This is a genomic window from Rhodonellum sp. (genome assembly GCF_030656585.1).
Taxonomy (GTDB): Bacteria; Bacteroidota; Bacteroidia; order Cytophagales; family Cyclobacteriaceae; genus Rhodonellum; species Rhodonellum psychrophilum.
The window spans coordinates 47,973-69,709 of record NZ_JAUSPP010000018.1 but is presented as its reverse complement, the minus strand read 5'-3'; the positions used below and the strand labels follow the sequence as shown (position 1 = coordinate 69,709).

The following is a 21,737-nucleotide window of genomic DNA, read 5'->3' as shown; positions in this document are numbered from 1 at the left end:
ACATTTTTTAATCATGTTTGAAAAAATAACCTCATTTCCATTCAGCCACCTTATTCGGAACAAATCCATTCAGAATTTCGCTTTTTTGGTGACCATTCAAGCATCGAATATATTGATTTCGCTGATTTCCATGCCCTTGTTGATTCAGTCAATCGGCGTGGATCAGTTTGGCTTGGTCAACCTTGCTCTATCTGTGATCATATTGGCCAATATTGTGGTAGATTATGGATATAGTCTAAGTGCTCCACGGGCGGTCGCCCTCCAAAGCAATGACAAAGAGGCGCTGTCTCATATTTTCTCCAATATTATTTCGAGTAAGATGTTGCTGGCTTCCTTGACTTCGGTGGTTATTCTGATCAGTGTTTTTGTTTTTAATCTTTTTCAAGGCTACCAGACGATTCTCATTTTATCGATGTTGATCCTGTTTTCGGAAGCAGCCCTTCCTCTCTGGTTTTTTCAGGGTCTCGAAAAAATGAAATTGGTTTCCATTACCAATATTTTCAGCAAGCTACTGTTTCTGATGGGGATAGTATTTTTTATACAATCTCCCGAACAATCAAAATGGGTGAATTTCATTTTTGGAGGATCCGCACTGGTCATCAATCTTTGCCTCTTGCTTTACATTCATTATGAACTGGAAATTAAACTTTTTAAACCTCGACTTAAGGCATTGGTTATTTCTTTTAAAGAAAATATTTTTCTTTTCTTGTCCAATCTAACATCCCACTTTTCAGTGAATGGGGGATTGATCATCCTGAGTTTTTTTTCCAATGCGGAGACTTTGGGAATGTTTAGTTTGGCGGAAAAAATCTCCTTTGTCCTCAGAATGTTTCCCGCATTGGTGATTCAATCCATTTATCCAAATGCTTCCAAGCTTTATCAAAATGATAGACCGGGGTTTTATCGATATCTGAGAAAGATATATTATACCGCCATTATCCTCAGCGTGATTATATCAATGATGACCTTCCTGCTTGCACCCTTTATCGTCAAGGTCATGACCAAGCAGTATTTGGAAGAATCCATCTTATACCTTAAAATTTTGTCTTTTATCCCTTTTGTAGCCTGCTTGAATATTTTGAACATCACTATTCTTTTGGTCACAGATAGAAAAAACCTCCTTTTCAAATTGTCTTGGACGATGTGTATCTTTATGTTGGTGGTTTCAATTGTTCTGGGATCAAATTTTGGCGGCACCGGGTTATGTTTTGGTTTGTTGGCCAAAGAATTATTTGTGTTTTTCGTGGGTCTAGTACTCATCTATAAAAATGAAAAAGCGATCTTCAATGGAATCACCTCAAGTCTCTTCGGTAGCCATCATCATCATTAATTGGAATGGCTATCCTTTTACACTCCAATGTCTTCAGTCATTGGAAAATACATTGTATCCTTCTTTCAAAATAATTGTCATAGACAATGGTTCCACGGATGACTCTCTCCAAAAACTCCGGGAGGCTTTTCCCGCCCACCATTACATCGGTCTTGCTGAGAACATCGGTTTTACAGGTGGCAACAATGTGGGAATGGCCTATGCTTTGGAAAATGGATTTGACAATATTTTATTGCTAAATAACGACACGGAAGTTTCCCCTGATTTTCTCGATCAATTGATCTTATTCCAAAAACTTCAGCCCAATGCAGGTCTGATCCAACCTTTGATATTTTTCAATCAACAACGAAAAATCATCTGGAGTGCCGGAGGAAAATACAATTCCCTTTTGGCAATCCCCACCACTCTTCACGACCGAAAAACAATCGACCCACAGCTCATTCCTGATCGGGAACTCGACTGGGCAACCGGTTGCTGTTTGCTGATTTCCAAGGAGGTATTACAGGATGTGGGTTATATGGTGCCGGGATATTTTGCTTATTTCGAAGACGTGGATTGGTCTTTGCGAATGAAAAAAAAGGGATATCAAATATTCTTGGCGAGTAAGGCTATAATTTTTCATGAAGCGGGTGCTTCCTCTAAAAAAACCCATAGTGAAGGCACATTGAGTGCAACCGTGTTTTACCTCCATGCTAGAAACCAAATCTTTTTGATTCGCAACCATGGCCTTTTTCCTTTTGCTCTTTTGGCCTTTGGCTATCAGTTATTGAAATATATGGTTTGGATCTCTTATTTTTGCCTGAGAAAAAGATTCAAGAAAGCAAAAGCTGTTTTGCGCGGAATCAAAGATGGGTTTCAATTGAACCCTGAATCTAATACACCATTATGTCCATAATTTTTTTCTTAATTCTAGGAGGAAGTTTTGTTATCTTGACGCTTATCGTCTTGCAGCAAATCTTCCTAAAGGCAAAATGGGAATACAGCATTTATTTCCTTTTGCTGTATCTGCCTATTTATATCACGATTTTAAGCCTTACCCTTCAAGCGACAAATTCAATTTTATTAGTCAAATTTTTTCAGATTTTAAAGGAGTTGGTGGTGGTTTGTAGTGTCCTTGGCTTTTTGGTCTACCAAAAGAATGTCTTGGAATTCCCTTTTAGACTCCATCTCGTGGACAAATTATTTTTAGCCTTTGTCGGGCTTGCAATGCTTTATCTTTTTTTGCCTATCGGGGCTCCCTTCTTGAATAAGGCACTGTATATGAAAAGTATTCTGATTCCTGGATTCGTCTACTTTATTGGGCGCAACACAAATTTTTCGGATTTGGAAGTAAATAGAGTTTTTCAATTGATTTTCTTTGTCACCATCGCGGCCTTTGTGGTCAATATTTTTGAAAAATCCATCGATACCCATCTTCAATCTTTGACGGGTTATGCAAATTACAATGCGGTAATCAGCGATATTGAACCTGCGGGACATTTCGGCTTAACATGGACCTTTGAAACTCAGGCGGTAACCAAACGCTTGGCTTCTTTCTATGCGGATCCATTGGAATTGGCCAGCTCCGTGTTGATGGGCTTTTCGGCAGGACTGATCTGGTTTTTGACTTCCAAACGAGAAAAATGGTTTCTTTACACCGTTGTGATGTTTTGTGCAATGATGGGCTTGTTTTTTTCAGCTTCCAGAGCAGCTTTTGCGGCCTTCTTTCTGATGGTTTTCTTCATTGCCTTGATTTTCAAACTAAATAAGCTCATCGTTTCTGGAGTATTACTGGCTGTATGTTTTTCGGCCTATATCCTCTTCTTTGCCACAGATGATCTTTACTATTATGTATTGGATACTTTGACGTTTGAAAACACTTCCAGCATGGGCCATGTCATCGAATGGCTTCTGGCCCTGGACTCTATGGTCGCCAATCCTTTGGGAATAGGTTTGGCCATGAGCGGAAATTTCGGCAGCGTGGAGGATGAACTTCGCATAGGTGGCGAAAACCAATTTCTAATCTTTGGCGTGCAATTGGGTTGGATAGGCATGCTTCTTTACATCTTGCTATTGGCTTACAGCATCCGATACTCACTTAAGGTATTCAATCAAACGCCCAATACAATGACTGCGCGAATCGCATTTGTGGCGGCAACTGTCAAATTCGGATTATTATTGCCGCTTTTCACTGCAAATGTAGAAATCTACACGTATGTTTCCTGGGTGACATGGTGGATGGTCGGCTACAGTATTCGGGAATACCAAGCCCTCAACACTCATCAACCGACCTTGGCAATATGAAAAGAAAAGTATTGGTCGACTTATTTTACCTCAATACCGCACTTACGGGAATCAAAACCTATATGGTGGAGTTTTGTCAGGCGGTCCTTGAAAATGAAGAGAAAGAAATCCAATATATCTTCACCCATGATTTTCAAAAACAAGCCAACAAATCTACTTTTAGGGGAAATGTTGCCTATTGGAAAAAGTTATATTATCACCTCTATTATTTTTTTTGGAAGCAGGTTTTGCTCCCGTTCAGGGTCTGGAAAGAAAAACCGGATGTACTCATTTGTTTTGATTTTCTTGCACCCGTCATTCCACTCCCCACCAAAAAATTGGTTGTGGTTCATGATGCTTTTTTCTGGCAAATGCCACAGAATTACAATGCTATCTGGAGGAAGTATTTCCTGAAAATGTTTTTTTGGGGAATCAAGGGAAATACCACACTGATCACCACCTCCAATTATTCCAAGAATTCCCTTCAACGAATAGCAGGGATCACAAATCCCATAAATGTAATTTACCAATGTCCCAAATTATTGCCAGAAACACCAGAAACAAACGTTATCGCTACGCATGACCTGCATCGTCAATCCTTTTTTCTCCATGTCGGCAGTTTTGACAGAAGAAAATTGCTTCCAGTTTTGGTTCAGGCATTCGGTATTTTTGACCAAAAATATCCTGGAAAATTGAAATTGGTGTTGGCTGGGGAAAAAGGACTTAGCACCAATTTGGATGATTATCAAAAAGTGGTGGATAAAATAAAAGAATTAAATTTGGAGGGAAAAGTAATAATGACCGGGTTCCTTTCGGATGAAAGTGTCAAAACACTCTATAAAAATGCTTTGGCTTACGTATTCCCTTCTTCAAATGAAGGGTTTGGAATTCCCATCATTGAAGCCATGTGCAATGGATTGCCGGTCATCCTCTCTGACCAAGAAGCCTTGGTGGAAGTAGCCGGAGGAGCGGGATTGATTACGGGAATGGGTGATTTTCAGGATTTGGCCATGGCAATGGAAACCGTATATATTCGGCCTGAATTCTGCATCCAAATGATCGAAAAAGGATACTTGAGGAAAAATGAATTTACCCGAAAAGCTTTTTATAATGAGTTTCGCAAACACTTATGAAAACCAGCACTTTTCTTAAAAAAAATTAGTCCAAAAACTTTATGATTTTATATCGGGAATGCCCCATTTGTAATTCTTCAGACCTGAAAGGTTATGCAATCGACTGCCACAGACCGGGACCGCATATTTCCAGAGTTGAGTGTCAAAAATGCAAATTGGTATTTGCCAATCCCATGGCAGATGCTTCAGAATTGTCGACATATTACTCCAATTATTATGAGAAACCCCAATATGAAAAAACGCATTATAAAAACCTGATTTTAGATCACTTTCAGAGAATCAAATCCTTGAATCCCCAAGAAATTTTTAAAGAAGCCGCTTATATGGCGCATTATCCCGACAATGAACGTTTTTTGGATGTGGGCTGTGGATTGGGATTGGGCCTAGCATATGCAAACCGATTGGGGTTTGATTTGTACGCCACAGAATTTGATTCCGGTGCGCTGGAATTTGTCCAGGAACAATTTAAAGTCGAAGTCTTTCAGGGAGAGTTGTTTGACGCAAATTATCCAGACAATCATTTTAGTTTTGTCTATATCTCCCATGTGATCGAACATGTACTTGACCCCATCCAATATATCCGGGAAATCCACCGGATATTAAAACCAGGTGGTACCATGGCAATCGGAACCCCAAATATGTCAAGCAACCTCTACAAATGGTACCGGATGATAAAACTGCTCTCCTTGCAGGTTCCTTTAATCATCGACGGGGTGGAGCACACCTTTATTTTCCCCAAAAAACTACTTGCACAAATCTGCAAAAACGAGGATTTTGAGGTGGTTCAACACTTTACTCACGGCATGGGGGAGAAGCTTCAAAACTTACTCACCTATAAAATTTCATTCCAAAAAAGAATGGCAAAGCTTATCCAAAATTATTTCCAAGTCAACCAATGGATTATTTGTAAAAAACCTGAATTGTAAAAATTCATCTTCATCCCATGATAAAAAGAATCATTTGGGAAGCTGAAATTAAAACAGAACGAACCTCATCAAAAATCTGAATTTCGCGTCTGACCATTATTTTCCTGAAAAATTCAATAGTTTTGTCCCATCATTCTTTTCGATTCACGCCGTTTTTTTGAAACAAAAGAGGATGAAAAAATTAAATCAAAACCCATATTATTTTGAACGAAGCCAAAATAGACAAATCCAACACCTGTGTGGCTTGCGGAAATTCTCGGGACAATAGGATTTTCCAATCCACCGAAAGAATGTTCGGTCTCGGAGGTTCCTTTGATTTTTTGGAATGCAGTTCCTGTCAATCGGTCCAGCTGATTGCCGTTCCGAAAAAGATGGATGCGTATTACCCCAATAATTACTACGCCTTTGGCAATCTGGTCAAAAGCGATCGTCTCAAAAATCTGATCAAGAAAATTCGCTGGTCCCTCGCTTCAGCAAACCTGCTTGCTTCTGGAAATCCGGCGTATCTCACTTGGCTGAAAACCCTGCGCGCAAAAACAAATGAGCATATCGCCGATATCGGCTGTGGAAACGGTCAATTGGTATACGAAATGAAGAGCTCGGGTTTCAAAAACCTTTGGGGCTTTGACCCCTATCTTTCCCAAGAAACCAAAACCAATGGTTTTCAACTGCTGAGAAAAAGCATTGATGAGGTGTCCGGAAAATTTGACGTCGTCATGATGCACCATTCCTTTGAGCACATGGAATTTCCAGGGAAGGTTTTCGAAAAATTATCCCAGATTGTAAAAAAAGGCGGGAGGCTACTCATCCGGGTACCCGTCACAGATGGGGAAGTTTGGAAACAAGAAGGAATTTATTGGTTTCAACTGGATTCTCCCAGACACTTTTATATCCCCAGCGTAAAAGCCATGAAAATGATTTCATCCGATTTCGGGTTTTCGATGAAGCAGGTTGTGTTCGACAGTGGTGCCAACCAATTTTGGGGACCCATTCTCTACAAAAAAGGGATGAAATTTGCGGGCACAGACCTTTCGCTGGAGTTTACCGCAGAAGAACTCTTGGACTATGAAAACAAGGCCATCGCCCTCAATCAGGAAAACAAAGGAGATCAGGCCTGCTTTTATTTTGAGAAAATTTAAGGCTGGATTGGGAATTTGAGGTGCTTGTAAGGCACGGAAATTTGTCCCATCCCTATGGGATTTCAATAAAGAGTAACACGTATTTCAGGGGATTGAAATCCCCTGTTAAGATTTCTGGCATCGCTACGCGATTGAGAATACGATCCCCCCAACAAAAGCCGTAGGCTTGATTCAAATCTTAACCCTACAATTCATTGTGGGGATAGCAGAAAACAATCTCCTGATCAAAGTGCCAGCGGCACGAAGGAAAATTTCGCCCAATATGATCAATACCCGAAAGAACTTCCGAAATCCCCTGTTAAGATTTCTGGCATAGATAAACGATTGAGAATACGATCCCCCCAACAAAAGCCGTAGACTTGGTTAAAATCTTAACCCCACAATTCATTGTGGGGATAGCAGAAAACAATCTCCCGATCAAAGTGCCAGCGGCACGAAGGAAAATTTCGCCCTATATGATCAATACCCGAAAGAACTTCCGAAATCCCCTGTTAAGATTTCTGGCATCGCTACGCGATTGAGAATACGATCCCCCCAACAAAAGCCGTAGGCTTGATTCAAATCTTAACCCCACAATTCATTGTGGGGATAGCAGAAAACAATCTCCCGATCAAAGTGCCAGCGGCACGACAGGAATTTTACCTAAAAAAAATCAATACCTAGGCAATTCCTTTTTCCAACCCTGCTTCTTTTTGACCCGAACGATTATTTCCAATTCCTCGGATAGGAAGCCAGTGAGATTTCCGATTTTTGAGAGGATCTTGAACATCAAAAAAGGCCCTTTCATTTCAAATTTCTTGTAATGGTATTTGTGGATCTCCACCTCAAAATCGTCGCTGAGCAATTGAAAATATCTTTGGACCTCTTTGGCAGAGTATTCTTTCCAATGATGGCCATAGGTCACCTTGTCCAAAATGTCCTCGGCTGAAATCCCTATTGAATTGAAAGTGACCATGTTTTTCACACTTCTCACAATATTGGGCAGATTGAAACTGTTGGGCGTGGAGATATAGATCATCCCACCATCCGCGGTTTTATGATGGATTTTTTTCCAGAAATTCACCGGGTTAAAGGTGATATGTTCCATGATTTCGGTGAATAAAATCAGATCATATTCTCCCTCAATGGCATCCAATGCATGAAAATTGGCAAGGTCATTTTCGGAAATTTCTTTAATACCCAGTTTTTTTGACCGCTCTTTCACAAAATCCAGTTCCCAAAATTCAGAAACATCCACGCCATGGAGTTCATGACCCAATGCATTGATGATGTAGGAAGTATGCAAATAATGGCTTCCCAGTTCAAGAACCCTTAATTTTTTCCCTGTCGGATTTTTACTCACCACAAAATCATAAAGCCTTTCGAATCGCCTTTTATGAAAATTAAAATATTCGGTATCCTGGGGCTTATTCGTATTCAACACCTCCACTTCGAGGCTTTTAAAAATATTTTCTTTTGTGTTCATTTTGAATTTTTGGAATTAAAAATGATAAAGCCGGGGCTAAAGATGAATCTGTTTCTGGGTGAATGAACAACAAAAATATAAATTACCGTCCAGCTTATCACCTTTTCAGATTTATTTCAATAAATTTTAATGCCTACCTTTGCCTTCTGAAGTTCGAATTCGGTTTAATCTTCACCAATTTCTTTCCCTTTTCATGAGGCAAATCAAGTGCCCTGTCTGTAATGCTCCCGCAAAAAATTCCCCGCCGGAATTGGCTTTGGTTCCTTGCCATCAGTGTGGTCTTACCTGGACCTTTATTGAAAAAGCGATCGATGCGGAAGCCCTTTATGAGGACGAGGTGTATGCAGTGGTGGACAACAGGAAATCCATTTTTGAAAAAATCATCTTTGGGGAAGCGAAGAAAGTAATCGCAACGGTCTCCACTTTGCTTGGCCACAAAAAAAAGACCAAGGTCTTGGATTTTGGCTCCGGCAAGGGGCAGTTTTTGGTACAGGCCAAGCTTTCGGGCTGGGAGACTTTGGGAATCGAGACATCCCCTTCCCGAGCGGCTTTTGCCCAGGAAAAATACGGTTTGGAAATCCAAACGGGCTTTTACCAAGGAGGAAAAATAAATGCCGGAGAATTTGACCTGATCACGCTTTTTCACGTCTTGGAACATCTTCCTGAACCGGTAGCACTCCTGCATGAATTGACCAATAAAAACCTGTCAAAGTCTGGAGTTTTGGTGATCGAGGTACCGAACTACGGCAGCTGGCAATCCCGGATCGCGGCCAAGGACTGGATGCACTTGGATATTCCGAGGCACTTGAGTCATTGGACAGCTGATCAGCTGAAAAACCAAATGAAGACCATCGGGTTCATCCCCGTAAAACAACAGGGATTTTCGATTCACTTGGGCGTTCTGGGCATGTTGCGGGCAATTTTGGGAAAATTCAGGTACCGAGGCAACATCATCTTTGACCTGAAAAACAGACGAAAACCGCTGCTTTTGGCAAGCATTCTTGTGACTTTGCCCTTGGCTTTTGTTCTGGAAAGTCTTTCCACGCTTTTCCAAAAAGGAGGTGTTTTGCGAATCTATTTCAGGAAAGACTAAGGATGTATTGCCCTGGAATCCTGATCGACCGGATCTCCTTAAAATCGATTATCTGTGAAAAAAAGCCGGTTTTTATACCAAAAAGATCAATCAGATAATGACTTATTCACATATTCTCTGCTTTTTTATTTTATTCCTCCTATTTTTGCAAACCCAAAGAATTTAATAGGCAATTGCTAAATGCAACAGAGAGGTAAAGTCATTTTTTTACATAGTTCATCCGAACTTTATGGAGCATCCAAAATCCTGCTTTATGTGCTTGAGATTTTTAGGAAATCGGGCTTTGACGTTTTGGTGATCCTTCCGGGAGAAGGCCCTTTGAAAACCGAAATTGAACAGCTGGGCTTCAGCGTACAAATCACCAATCTCGGCATTCTCCGGCGGAAACATTTCCATCCCATGGGGATTTTGAACAGATTCAAAAGGCTTTTTATTTCTTACAGATTTCTCAAAAAAATACAAAAGCAAGGGGAAATAAGTCTGATCTATTCCAACACCCTTGCAGTGCTCGTCGGGGCCATTTTTGCAAGAAGAAAAGGAATTCCGCACATCTGGCATATCCATGAGATCATCAAATCCCCAAAAATCATGATCAAGTTTTTGGCCAGATCCATCGATGCCAGCACCTTGTATCCAGTGGTGGTTTCGGATGCCGTGGCCAAACATTGGGAGGGTTATCTAAAAAAAGCCAAACCGCAAGTCATCTACAATGGACTGGACTATGGTCCTTTTTTGGAACCTGAAATCGACGCAAAATATTACCTTCAAGTCCCCATCAACAAGACCGTTATCACGATGGTGGGCAGGATCAATCCCGGAAAAGGCCAACTGTTTTTTTTGGAAATGGCCAAAGAATTGGTTCAAAAACACAAAAATGTACACTTTTTGCTAGTGGGGGATCCGTATCCCGGATACGAGGGAATACATGATGCTATAAAATCCTTTATCGAAGAGAATGGATTGGCGGCAAGTGTCCAAGATTTGGGTTTCCGATTGGATATCCCGGAGATTCTAAAAGCAACAGATATATTTGTCCTTCCCTCCATCCTGCCGGACTCTTTCCCCACTGTGGTCCTGGAAGCCATGGCTACGGGATTGCCCATCGTGGCCACCAAATCCGGTGGCGCCGAAGAAATGATCGACGAGGGAGAGACAGGATTCCTTATCGAAATCGGTGACCGTAGCGCAGGAGTAGAAATGCTTGACCGGTTGATAACCAATCCTGAATTGGCAAGACAAATGGGTAGAAAAGGGCAAATTAAGGTCCAGGAAGAATATAGTTTTGAAAAATTCAACCAAAACATACAGCAATTGATATGTCAGATATCTCCAAAGAAAAGAAACTAAAGGTAGCCATGCTCGGTGCCAAAGGCTATCCTTATGTATATGGGGGATACGATACCTTGATGAAGGAAATGGGAGAAAGACTGAACCGAAAAGGAGTTGAAGTAAGGATTTACTGTCACAGTTCCCTTTTTCCGGTAAAGCCTCCGGTAGTAAACGGCATCAAACTGGTTTATATACCCGGGATCGAAACCAAAAGTCTGAGCCAATTGTCCCACTCGTTTTTTTCCATCCTCCATGCCTGCTTATCGGATGTGGATGTGATTTTCGTGGTCAACAGTGCCAATGGCCCCTTTGGCTTTCTCACCAAGTTTTTTGGCAAACCAACCGCCATCAATGTGGACGGTTTGGAATGGTTAAGACCAAAATGGAAAGGTTTTGGTGCCAAATACTTCTTGTGGGCATCCAAATTGGCAACAAAACTTTACGATCGGGTCATCACGGATTCTGTAGAAATGCAGAAAACCTATCTCGAACTTTTTGATGCGCCCTCCACCATCATCGCCTACGGTGCCAATCCCGCACATGATTCCAATCCCGAAAGAATCAGGAATTGGGGTTTGGAACCTCAGGGCTATTACCTTATCGTGGGCCGTTTGGTTCCGGACAACAATGCCGATTTGATCATCGAAGGATTTGTCCAATCCAAAACCAAAAGGAAATTGGTGATCGTCGGAGACATTCCCTATACAGATGCCTATGTGGAAGAATTGAAGGCAATTGAGGATGATCGCTTGTTGTTTACAGGTTATATCACCGATCCCGAAGAATTAACGGCCTTGTATCACCAATCTTTTGCCTATTTTCACGGTCATGAATACGGCGGCACCAATCCGGCAATGCTCAAAGCATTGGGATATGGTTGCGCCATTTTAGCCCTGAACACCCGATTCAACCAGGAAATGCTCCAAAATGGAAAACATGGCTGGTATTTCGAAAAAAGCCATACCGCGGTTTTGGAAATCATCGACAGGGCGGAGCAGTCCCCAATGGAATTGGATACGTTGAGATCCACCTCAAGGGATGGCCTCACCCAAAAGTACAACTGGGACTATGTGACGGATCAATATTTGGAAGTCTTCAAATCCCTAAAAAAATAAGCTATGGAAAAGGAAATCATCTATTCACAAGAAGCACCAGCACCGATAGGACCCTACAGCCAAGCGGTAAAAGCAGGAAATACCCTGTATGTTTCTGGTCAAATCGCATTGGATCCGGAAACCGGCGAGTTGATCAATGAAAACATCACCGAAGAAACCCATGCTGTCATGAAAAATATGGAAGCAGTCCTTAGGGCCGCAGGCTTTGGCTTTGGCGATGTGGTCAAATGCACCATCTTCATCAAAAACATGGATGAATTTTCAACCATCAATGAAGCCTACGGACAGTATTTCAAAAACAATCCCCCAGCCCGGGAGACCGTAGAGGTCAGCAGGCTTCCCAAAAATGTAAATGTGGAAATTTCCTGCATTGCAGTGAAGGGCTAACGAAATATTCAGCTCCCGGGAGAATTCAGAAATACATGCTTCCGGGAGCTGATTTTTTTATCCTCAATTCACAGATTGAAAAAAATCATTTTCCAAGCCCGAATCAAGGCAAGGTCGTGCCACAGTATTTGCAATACAAAGCGTCAAAATCGTGATTGCCCGCATGGCATTTTGGACAGCCAACTTCTTTTTCTTTATTCCGTTTTCTTTTGGCTTCCGTCAGTTCTGAGGAGACTATTCCCGTCGGTACTGCGATGATCGCATAACCCAACAACATGATCAAAGAGGCCGCAAACTGACCCAAGGGCGTATTCGGGGTGATGTCGCCAAAGCCGACAGTCGTCAAAGTAACAATGGCCCAATACATGGAAACCGGAATGCTGGTGAAGCCATTGGCCGGACCTTCGATCAGGAACATCAGCGTTCCCATCACCAAAACAATGGTGAGTACAGAGCCCACAAAAATCTGGATCTTAAGCCGACTGCTGTGCAATGCAGCAACCAAAATCTGGGCCTCTTGCATGTGTTTGCCCAATTTTAGCACCCGAAGTACCCTCAAAAACCGCAATGCCCTGACCACAGCAAATAGCTGCGTATTGGCCACCAAAAGACTTAAAAAAGAAGGCAGAATCGCAAACAAATCCACCATTCCATAGAAGCTGAAAATATAACCTTTTGGCTTTCTGCTCAACCATATCCGCAATCCATATTCAATGGAAAAGAGAATGGTGAAGCCCCACTCCAGTTGATACAAAAATTCTCCGTAATCCAGATGGATCTGCCGAACAGAATCCAAAATAGCGACGCCCACACTCAAAAATATCAAGACCAAAAGAACCACATCAAAGGTTTTGGAGGCCCAATCATCCGATTCAAAAACGATATGGGCAAGTCTGGCTTTAGTGGGAAATTTTAGCATGGATTCCTGGGATTGTTCCAGATTGATGATTTTTTAAATTGGTTGAAGGATTTTTATCCCGCAAATTTAGACTCAAATTAGAAAATAGAACGGATATTGGGAAAAGATTTGAATCTACCTACTTTATTTTATAAGTAAAAAGGAGAATCACCATAACTTTTGGAAATGATGCCATCCCAAGCACAGTTTGAAAACCTCTTCCATTATTTCAAGAAATTCAATTCGATTTCAAAGGCCGCAGAAGAAGCCCTCGTGAAACTATGTTCCCACATTAAGGTACCGAAAAACAAAGACCTCCAACCGATTGGCTATACTTGTAAGACCATTTATTTTATCGATAAAGGAATTGCCCGTATCTATTATTATAGAGAAGGTATAGATGTGACCGAATTTTTCGCCTCCGAAAACAGCATCATTGTGCGCGCGGAAAGCCTATTTACGGGGAAACCCAGCCGAAAAGCCATCCAGGTATTGGAGGATTCGGAAATAATCGGGGTGGATGCTGTGGCACTTTTCAAATTGTATGACCAGTTTCCAGAGATCGAAAGGCTCTTCCGGAAAATCTTCGAAACTGCCTATGTGGAAACCGTAAACCGAATAGAAAGCATTCAGTTTCATTCCGCAAAAGAACGATACGAAGCCTTGCTTTTGGATTCCCCAGACATCCTTCAAAGGGTCCCTTTGAAACACATCGCTTCTTACCTTGGCATTACGCAGGTAAGCCTAAGTCGCATCAGGGCACAGCGGTGATTATTTAACATATGTAAAAGGAATCGGCTGCCCATAACCCGAATTTTGCAGGACAATAAACTGCAAGAATGGAAAAGATACAGCTGGGACTGAAGGAAAACTGGAAACAATTTGCGCTATTGGTCATCATCAATGCCTTTGTGGGCGGTATGGTCGGGTTGGAGAGAAGCATTCTCCCTCAAATCGCCGAGATAGAATTCAACCTTACTGCCAAGACAGCCATTCTTTCCTTCATCATCGTCTTCGGCATCGTCAAGGCCATCACCAATTATTTCGCCGGGGTTTTTGCCAATAAAATCGGACGAAAAAACCTGCTGACCATCGGCTGGATATTTGCCATACCCGTGCCTTTTATCCTGATGTTTGCGCAGGACTGGAATTGGGTCATTGCGGCCAATGTGTTTTTGGGTATCAATCAGGGACTCGCCTGGAGCAGTACCGTGGTCATGAAAATCGATTTGGTCGGTGAAAAACAACGGGGTTTTGCCATGGGTCTCAATGAATCGTCTGGGTATATTGCCGTGGCTTTGGTCGCTTTTTTAACGGGCTATATCGCATCTGATTTTGGCCTAAGGCCTTATCCCTTTTACCTCGGCGTGGTCATGTCTTTTTTGGGGCTTTTTGGAAGTATTTTCTTAATCAAGGACACAAAACACCATGTTCAGGCAGAAAAAAACACCAGCACCACACCAAAGCTCAAAAACATATTTTGGGAAACCACCTGGAAAAACAAAAATCTTGGTTCCGTCACCCAGGCCGGACTTGTCAACAATCTGAATGATGGCATGGCATGGGGAATCTTTCCGGTACTTCTGGCCACCAAGGGTTTCAATTTGGAACAAATCGGAATCGTCACCGCCATCTACCCCGCTGTCTGGGGGATAGGGCAGTTGTTTACCGGAAAGATGGCGGATATTTTCTGTAAGAAAAATCTTCTTTTCGTTGGAATGCTCCTTCAGGGACTGGTCTTGATGGTTTTTCTTTATGCAGAAACAATGACCCATTTCATCGTGCTCTCCGCCCTTCTCGGCTGGGGAACGGCCATCGTTTACCCCACTTTTTTGGCGAGTGTCGCGGACAACACCAATCCGATAGATCGGGCAGGCAGTATTGGTGTATTTAGACTTTGGAGAGATTTGGGCTATGCGATCGGAGCGATCCTAACCGGTATTATTGCAGACTTTTATGGAATCAATTCCGCCATCCTTTTCATCGGGGTCTTGACGCTGATTTCCGCGGGGATCATCCTCGTCCGGATGCAGTGCACAATTCAATTGGGGACAAAGGGTATTGCTTGCGCGAACCTACCTGGTTGATCAGGCGTGTTGGCCTTTGGGGACCAGGCCATGGTCGGAGATTGATATTTGTGGGGTGATGGTCTGTGAGGACACAGACCATGGTAGTAAAAACTAGAATCCAGACCATGGTTCAGATGGAAATAGAATGATGGTCTGTGGGGACACATACCATGGATTCGGATCTTTTCGAGACTGATAGAAAGGGGTTTCAATCCAGGTAATACACACGCTTCACCCTGCTGCTGATATTGGTCAGCAATTCGTAGGGGATGGTTCCGATGCGCTGGGCAAGTTCCTTTAATGAAATTCCGGGACCATAAATCGTCACCTCATCCCCTTCCTTTGCTTCAACACCCGTGATGTCAATCATACACATGTCCATGCAGACATTCCCGATTACCGGGACGGGATGTCCATTGAGTAGGACGATCCCTTTTCCATTGCTGAACCTCCGGTCATATCCATCTGCATAGCCAATGGCAATGGTGGCTATTTTTCCGTTTTCGTGCATTTCTCCCTTTCGACTGTAGCCCACAGTTTCCCCTTTTTTCAGTTCTTTGATCTGGGAGATGGTTGTTTTCAGCGTGCTGATGGGCTTGAGCGCTTGGTCAAATTTTCCGTTAACCTCAACGCCATACAAGCCGATTCCCAAGCGGACCATTTCCATCTGGTACTCAGGATATCGGATGATTCCAGCCGAGTTTAGGGCATGGCGAAGCGGTTGATAAGCAAGATTTTCGGTGATTTGCGCACTCATGCGGATGAATAATTCCAATTGCTCCAGGCTATAGTCCTGATGGGCGCCCTCATCTGCTCCCACCAAGTGGGTATAAAGACTTGCAATGGTCAATTCTGGATAATCTTTGATCAATTGAAGCAAATCCTCCACCTGATTTTCCTCAAAACCCAATCGGTGCATTCCCGTATCAAGATCCAAATGAATTTTCATGGACAAACGGTTGTTTCGGCAAAACTTCCCCAGCTGAAGAAAAAACAAGGGGCTGTACACCACCGGTTCAAGGTCAAATTTCTGTAAATTCACAAAGGATTCCTGCATGGGATTCAGGACCATTATCGGCAAAGTGATCCCTTGTTCCCGCAATGCCACACCTTCATCGGTGTAGGCGACTGCCAAATAATCCGCTTTGAGTTGTTGAAGATGGTTGGCAATCTCTGTGGCTCCGCCTCCGTAGGCAAAAGCCTTCACCATCACCATCACTTTGGTATCAGGCAAAAGCTTGGTTTTATAAAAATTGTAATTGTGGGTCAATGCGTTCAGGTTGATTTCCAAAACGGTTCCATGGATCCTTTGCTGAAGGCTGTTGACTATTTTTTCAAATCCGAAATTCCTTGCCCCTGTGACCAAAATCAGGTCATTGTCAAACTGGTTTTGATCCAAATTTGCCAAAAGGCTTTCCGTGTCTGGGTAAAAAACCGATCCCTCCGAAAGTTTGTCCTTCAGCACAGGGATTTCCTTTCCTACCCCAAAGACATAGTCAATCTGATGGTGATTGATCAATTCTGCAACTTCTTCATACACCGTCTTGGCATCTCCGACCTGTAACATGTCGGAAAGAAAAAGAACCTTGCGTTTTTTGGACCGCTGGGCAGCCATAAAATCCAATGCCAAGCGGAGTCCTGCCAGATCATTGTTGTAGGTGTCGTCAATGACGAGGCTATCATTTGGTCCGGTTTTCAGGGTCAGCCGCATGTCTACCGCCTTGAGGTGGTCCAGACCTTCTTGGATCTCGACCGCTTCCATGCCCAAGGTCAATGCCGCAACAATCGCATGCCTGACATTCTCGAGGGAGGCCGCATCGGTAAAAGGAACCCAAAAAGTGAAAAGACTCAAGTCCGGTTTCAAAAGGAGTATCTTTGACTTGTCGATTTCTTTTTTGACCGATAGGGTGTAGGTTGCCCCCGGTTCTTGGGACCAGCTGACCAACCTTTCGGCTTCAAAATTGGCTTCCAGATACCGGGCGGATTTTACCTGGTCCTTTCGGTAAACGATAAACTTTGACTTTTCAAAAAGCTTTGTTTTCTCTTCGAGTTTTTCGTCTTGGGAGGAAAAACCCTCCTCGTGGGCGGTTCCGATATTGGTGAAAATCCCAAGACTTGCTTGGATCATATTGGCCAATTTGACCATTTCGGCAGGCTTGGAAATCCCCGCCTCCATGACCGCTACTTGATGGTATTGCGCTATTCCGAAAATGGAAAGTGGCACGCCCACCTGGCTGTTGTAGCTTTTTGGGCTTTTGGCCACGGCAAACCGCTGACCAAGAATCTGACCCAGCCATTCCTTGACAATGGTTTTGCCATTGCTGCCGGTGATGCCGACGACTGGATTTTTGTAGAGCTGACGTTGGTAGGCAGCCAAAAGCTGTAACCCGGAAAGGGGATCCTCACAGGCGATAAATGTTCCTTCCTCTTTTCCGGCAATATTGATTCCCGAGTCTTTCCTGATCAAAAAATGGCGAACGCCTTTTTTATAGAGTTCCTCTATAAAGTCATGTCCATCCGATTTTGCCCCCTTCAGGGCCACAAATAAGGTGGTTTCGGGATAGACCACATTCCTGGAATCCACGATGATCTGGTTGATGATTTGTTCCTGGGATCCATGTAAAAGAAAACCTTGGACTATTTCGCAAACCTGTGAAGGGAGAAGGGATTGGATCATACGCCTAATTTAACCTTTTGAAATCAATCGGCTTTCTTTTTGAAAAAAACCTGTCGAATCCACCTTGGTAGAAATATCGCTCCCAATATCAAATACGGATAGTAAGAAAGAAGCCTCCACAATATACTGGTGACAAAGGTATATCCGGTCAGGAATTCGCTGAAGAATTGCCCAAAGAAAAACTCCGCCGTACCACTACTTCCTGGCGTGGGCGAAATCATCATCACAATCCACATGATCACCTGACGGGCAAAAATGATGACGTGCTCGATGGAGGAAAGGCTTTCATAAGCCCCAATCAGGGCATTGAGCATCAAGTAGCGGGAGCACCACACGAAGATGGTCGCTAAAATAATAGGCAACCAATACCTAAAATTCTTCCCTCTCAATTCTTTGGAAGCCTCCATGATCTGATTGCCATATTCATTGGCAGCATGTTTCCACTTTCTCAGCCACTTGATGGAATACAATTTTAGGAGGAGCCATTTGAAAACCCTGGGCCTGAAAAAAAGTGCCCCAGCCATGATCAGGGTATAAGAAGCATAAAGCCCATAGCTTGACCAAAACAATATTTCCAGGCTTTTGCCGAATTTCATCTCCATCACTTTGCTTGCGGGAAAAATATTCCCCTGAGCAAAGTACATGATGATCGGCGCGCCAATGACAAAGAACAAATTGTCCAGTATGGCGGTAACCATCACAAAAGCAATGGCCTTGCCCAACTTAATTCCTTCTTTGTTCAGGATAAAAACCGCAACCGCTGTCCCCCCAACCACAGAGGGCGTCACTGCGGAGGCAAATTCCCAAAGAATAATGACATAAATGGCCCTCGTCCAACTGAGATGTCGGTCCGTAATTTCCCTAATTCTGTACACATAGCCCGCATCCCTAAACAAAATCACCACAACAGCCAATAAAATCCACGCTGGGGAAGCATCAAATACAACCTTTAGGGTTTTTGCATTGACGGTTGGATCCAAATAAAACAAGAGAAAAACAATCCCAAGGCCGATCAGGACGGGTACCCAAACGCGGTTTGGGTTGAGTGTCTCAAAAATCTTTTTATTGTCTATCTTCATATTTACACTATTGGCAAAGCTTGGGTTTTTTCAACCCAAAAATTATTAAATCCCTCCCCGATCCTGATCGTGATCAACGATAACTGAAGGAGTTCCAAGATGGCCAAAAATGTATAAATGACAAATATTTTATCGGCGTTATACCCGATAAAATCTGTGAAAGGAAGCGTGCTATTTAAACCGATTTTTTCCAAGACAAAGTCTTTTTGTTGTTCGATGGTATAAGGATACTGGATGACCGTATGTGTCGTTTCATCTGACCGCACCGCAAACTTGGCCATTACTTTTTGATAAACCTTGAGAAGCTTATACAAATCTATGTCTTGCATTTCGGATTCCACGTCATCGTATTTGGAAAGTTGCCTGATTTCTTCGAGGATATTGCCCCTTTTTTCTTTCCCAATGCGGTCCGCCTCCAAATCGGCAAGATCACCGATGATGGATTTGTATTTCTTGTATTCCAATAAATGCCTGATCAACTCTTCCCGGGGATCTATCTCAGTACCCTGATCATCCAATTCCGGTCTTGGAAGCAACATCCTTGACTTGATTTTCATCAGTGTCGACGCAAAAAGGATAAATTCACTTGCCATTTCGATATCCAATTTTTCCAAATGATGGATATAATCCAAGAAGTCGTTGGTTATCTTCGAGATGGGAATGTCATAGATATCCAATTCGTCTCTCTCGATAAAGAACAACAATAAATCGAAGGGTCCTTCGAAAAGAGGTAATTTGATCCCGAAACTCACTGGATACAATTAAATTTATCTTATTTTTGCATTCAAATATATCCAATTAATACTATATTAACCTTTTGGATAGAAAGAAAGCTTGACACAAACTTTGAGGATATGAAAACAAACAAATCCAATCATGGTTTATATTTTTATTAAAGACAACATTCGCTGATGATTATAAAACCCGGTAAGTTACTCTCCCAGATCGATTCCCCAGCCGACTTAAAAAAGCTTCCAAAAGAACAGCTTGTTCAGGTGTGTGACGAACTTCGTCAATTTATCATTGACAATGTATCTGTATATGGGGGACATTTTGGCGCAAGTCTTGGCGTGGTAGAATTGACCGTGGCACTGCATTATATCCTGGAAACACCCGAGGACCAGTTGGTCTGGGATGTGGGACATCAGGCCTACGGACACAAAATACTGACCGGAAGAAAAGAAGTTTTCCATACCAACAGGATTTACGGGGGCATTTCGGGATTCCCAAAAAGAAAAGAAAGCGAATATGACACCTTTGGTGTCGGTCACTCCAGCACCTCCATTTCGGCGGCTTTGGGAATGGCCTATGCTTCCAAATATAAAGGAGACAAGAAAAAGCAACATGTTGCCGTCATCGGAGATGGTTCCATGACTGGCGGAATGGCATTTGAAGCCATGAACCATGCTGGCGTTTTGGACACCAATCTGTTGATCATCCTCAATGACAACTGTATGGCCATCGACCCCAACGTCGGTGCGCTCAAGGATTATCTCACAGACATAACCACGTCCAGAACCTATAACAAGGTCAAAGACGACGTTTGGCACATTTTAGGCAAATTCAGCAAATTTGGAAGCTCCGCGCAGGAAATCCTTTCCAAAGTGGAAGGTGCCGTCAAATCCGCGGTACTCAAACAAAGCAATCTTTTTGAATCCCTCAACCTCAGGTATTTCGGACCGGTGGATGGCCATGATGTCAATCACCTTGCTGAAGTCTTGGCTGACCTAAAAAATATTCCCGGCCCAAAAATCCTTCATTGCGTCACGATGAAAGGAAAAGGCTACGGCCCAGCCGAAAATGGAGATCAAACCACTTGGCATGCACCGGGGCTTTTTGACAAGGTCACAGGAGAAATTTATAAAAAAACCATTACCAGCCCACAGCCGCCAAAATACCAAGATGTATTTGGCCACACTCTTGTGGAATTGGCAAAAGCGGATCCAAGAATCATGGGTATCACTCCGGCCATGCCTTCCGGCTCCTCACTCAATATCATGATGGCAGAAATGCCGGACAGGGCCATTGATGTGGGGATAGCGGAGCAGCATGCCGTTACTTTCTCCGCAGGTTTGGCAACACAAGGCTTGAAGCCTTTCTGTAATATCTACAGTACCTTTATGCAGCGGGCCTATGATCAAGTGATCCATGACGTTTGCCTCCAAAATCTTCCCGTAGTCTTTTGTCTGGATCGGGCTGGATTTGCCGGCGCAGATGGTCCAACACACCATGGGGCCTATGACATTCCCTTTTTCAGGTGTATCCCAAATATGGTTGTGAGTGCCCCGATGGATGAGGAAGAACTTCGAAACTTGATGTTTACAGCATCAAAATTTGAAGGGCCTTTCTCGATACGGTATCCAAGAGGTCAAGGCGTGATGCCGGACTGGAAGAGACCGATGCGGGAAATTCCAATCGGACAAGGAAGAATTATCCGGGAGGGAGAAGATGTTGCGATTCTGACCATAGGACATATTGGAAACTATGCCACCGAAGCGACGGATGCACTTGCCAAGAAAGGTTTCAATCCTGCGCATTATGACATGCGTTTTGTCAAGCCGCTGGATGAATCGCTTCTCCATGAGATTTTTAGCAAGTTCAAAAAAGTGGTCACCGTAGAGGATGGCGCTGTAATGGGTGGATTTGGAACAGCCGTTTTGGAATGGATGATGGATCATGGCTATTCCGCTCAGGTGAAACGCCTTGGCATTCCCGATGCCGTGATCGAGCATGGGGAACAATTGCAACTGCACCACGAATGTGGTTTTGATCCAGAAGGAATCGCCAATGCTGTAAAAGAATTGGCAGAAGTCAAAGTTGGAAGCTTTCATTGAT

Annotated in this window: 18 protein-coding genes; 13 read left to right on the top strand and 5 right to left on the bottom strand. The window is 43.0% G+C overall.

The features are described 5' to 3' along the window. Positions 1–13: 13 nt before the first annotated feature. The 6 genes from Q7J63_RS03840 to Q7J63_RS03815 all read left to right on the top strand — a co-directional run bounded on the left by Q7J63_RS03840 (position 14) and on the right by Q7J63_RS03815 (position 6,790). Positions 14–1,330, top strand: a complete 1,317-nt coding sequence (locus Q7J63_RS03840; RefSeq protein WP_304884091.1) for an oligosaccharide flippase family protein — start codon at positions 14–16, stop codon at positions 1,328–1,330. Continuing rightward, on the top strand, positions 1,287–2,225 hold the full coding sequence (locus Q7J63_RS03835; protein WP_304884089.1) for a glycosyltransferase family 2 protein: 939 nt from the start codon (positions 1,287–1,289) through the stop codon (positions 2,223–2,225). The genes Q7J63_RS03840 and Q7J63_RS03835 overlap by 44 nt, the downstream gene beginning before the upstream one ends. Next, positions 2,216–3,613: an O-antigen ligase family protein gene (locus tag Q7J63_RS03830; RefSeq protein WP_304884087.1), complete on the top strand. Its 1,398-nt coding sequence runs from the start codon at positions 2,216–2,218 to the stop codon at positions 3,611–3,613. Before Q7J63_RS03835 ends, Q7J63_RS03830 begins: the two co-directional genes overlap by 10 nt. After that, a complete protein-coding gene (locus tag Q7J63_RS03825) occupies positions 3,610–4,725 on the top strand; it encodes a glycosyltransferase family 1 protein (RefSeq protein ID WP_304884085.1) in 1,116 nt (371 codons plus the stop codon). The genes Q7J63_RS03830 and Q7J63_RS03825 overlap by 4 nt, the downstream gene beginning before the upstream one ends. 41 nt (positions 4,726–4,766) lie before the next feature. Continuing rightward, positions 4,767–5,651 (top strand): bifunctional 2-polyprenyl-6-hydroxyphenol methylase/3-demethylubiquinol 3-O-methyltransferase UbiG, encoded by an 885-nt coding sequence (locus Q7J63_RS03820; RefSeq protein WP_304884084.1) that lies wholly within the window; start codon positions 4,767–4,769, stop codon positions 5,649–5,651. A gap of 203 nt (positions 5,652–5,854) precedes the next feature. Beyond that, positions 5,855–6,790 (top strand): bifunctional 2-polyprenyl-6-hydroxyphenol methylase/3-demethylubiquinol 3-O-methyltransferase UbiG, encoded by a 936-nt coding sequence (locus tag Q7J63_RS03815; protein WP_304884082.1) that lies wholly within the window; start codon positions 5,855–5,857, stop codon positions 6,788–6,790. Between the two features lie 652 nt (positions 6,791–7,442). On the opposite strand, the gene Q7J63_RS03810 is transcribed toward Q7J63_RS03815, so the two are convergent. Beyond that, entirely contained in the window at positions 7,443–8,255 is an 813-nt protein-coding gene (locus tag Q7J63_RS03810) for a bifunctional 2-polyprenyl-6-hydroxyphenol methylase/3-demethylubiquinol 3-O-methyltransferase UbiG (RefSeq protein ID WP_304884081.1), read from the bottom strand. A gap of 193 nt (positions 8,256–8,448) precedes the next feature. Here Q7J63_RS03810 and Q7J63_RS03805 point away from each other — a divergent pair, with 193 nt between their 5' ends. The 4 genes from Q7J63_RS03805 to Q7J63_RS03790 all read left to right on the top strand — a co-directional run bounded on the left by Q7J63_RS03805 (position 8,449) and on the right by Q7J63_RS03790 (position 12,179). Beyond that, a complete protein-coding gene (locus Q7J63_RS03805; RefSeq protein WP_304884079.1) occupies positions 8,449–9,348 on the top strand; it encodes a class I SAM-dependent methyltransferase in 900 nt (299 codons plus the stop codon). 180 nt (positions 9,349–9,528) lie between these two features. Beyond that, a complete protein-coding gene (locus tag Q7J63_RS03800) occupies positions 9,529–10,695 on the top strand; it encodes a glycosyltransferase family 4 protein (RefSeq protein WP_304884077.1) in 1,167 nt (388 codons plus the stop codon). After that, positions 10,665–11,792: a glycosyltransferase gene (locus Q7J63_RS03795; protein WP_019596401.1), complete on the top strand. Its 1,128-nt coding sequence runs from the start codon at positions 10,665–10,667 to the stop codon at positions 11,790–11,792. Before Q7J63_RS03800 ends, Q7J63_RS03795 begins: the two co-directional genes overlap by 31 nt. A gap of 3 nt (positions 11,793–11,795) precedes the next feature. Next, positions 11,796–12,179 (top strand): RidA family protein, encoded by a 384-nt coding sequence (locus tag Q7J63_RS03790; RefSeq protein ID WP_304884075.1) that lies wholly within the window; start codon positions 11,796–11,798, stop codon positions 12,177–12,179. Between the two features lie 103 nt (positions 12,180–12,282). On the opposite strand, the gene Q7J63_RS03785 is transcribed toward Q7J63_RS03790, so the two are convergent. Then, positions 12,283–13,098, bottom strand: coding sequence for an ion transporter (locus Q7J63_RS03785; RefSeq protein ID WP_304884073.1), 816 nt, complete (start codon positions 13,096–13,098; stop codon positions 12,283–12,285). Between the two features lie 165 nt (positions 13,099–13,263). Between Q7J63_RS03785 and Q7J63_RS03780 the strand changes: the two genes are divergently transcribed. Together Q7J63_RS03780 and Q7J63_RS03775 are read left to right on the top strand one after the other, a co-directional pair. Beyond that, positions 13,264–13,848: a Crp/Fnr family transcriptional regulator gene (locus Q7J63_RS03780; protein ID WP_019596398.1), complete on the top strand. Its 585-nt coding sequence runs from the start codon at positions 13,264–13,266 to the stop codon at positions 13,846–13,848. Between the two features lie 68 nt (positions 13,849–13,916). Next, positions 13,917–15,164 (top strand): MFS transporter, encoded by a 1,248-nt coding sequence (locus Q7J63_RS03775; protein ID WP_304884070.1) that lies wholly within the window; start codon positions 13,917–13,919, stop codon positions 15,162–15,164. A gap of 190 nt (positions 15,165–15,354) precedes the next feature. Here the strand turns inward: Q7J63_RS03775 and Q7J63_RS03770 are convergent, their stop codons facing one another. The 3 genes from Q7J63_RS03770 to Q7J63_RS03760 are packed head-to-tail and all read right to left on the bottom strand — an operon-like array spanning position 15,355 to position 19,654. Then, positions 15,355–17,823 carry a bifunctional UDP-N-acetylmuramoyl-tripeptide:D-alanyl-D-alanine ligase/alanine racemase gene (locus Q7J63_RS03770; protein ID WP_304884068.1) on the bottom strand — a complete coding sequence of 823 codons (2,469 nt, stop codon included), beginning with the start codon at positions 17,821–17,823 and terminating at the stop codon, positions 15,355–15,357. Between the two features lie 23 nt (positions 17,824–17,846). Further along, entirely contained in the window at positions 17,847–18,902 is a 1,056-nt protein-coding gene (locus Q7J63_RS03765) for a lysylphosphatidylglycerol synthase transmembrane domain-containing protein (RefSeq protein ID WP_019596395.1), read from the bottom strand. Between the two features lie 2 nt (positions 18,903–18,904). Further along, a complete protein-coding gene (locus Q7J63_RS03760) occupies positions 18,905–19,654 on the bottom strand; it encodes a ScpA family protein (protein WP_026333462.1) in 750 nt (249 codons plus the stop codon). 159 nt (positions 19,655–19,813) lie between these two features. Here Q7J63_RS03760 and dxs point away from each other — a divergent pair, with 159 nt between their 5' ends. Beyond that, positions 19,814–21,736, top strand: coding sequence for a 1-deoxy-D-xylulose-5-phosphate synthase (gene dxs / locus Q7J63_RS03755; RefSeq protein WP_304884064.1), 1,923 nt, complete (start codon positions 19,814–19,816; stop codon positions 21,734–21,736). Position 21,737: the final 1 nt, after the last annotated feature.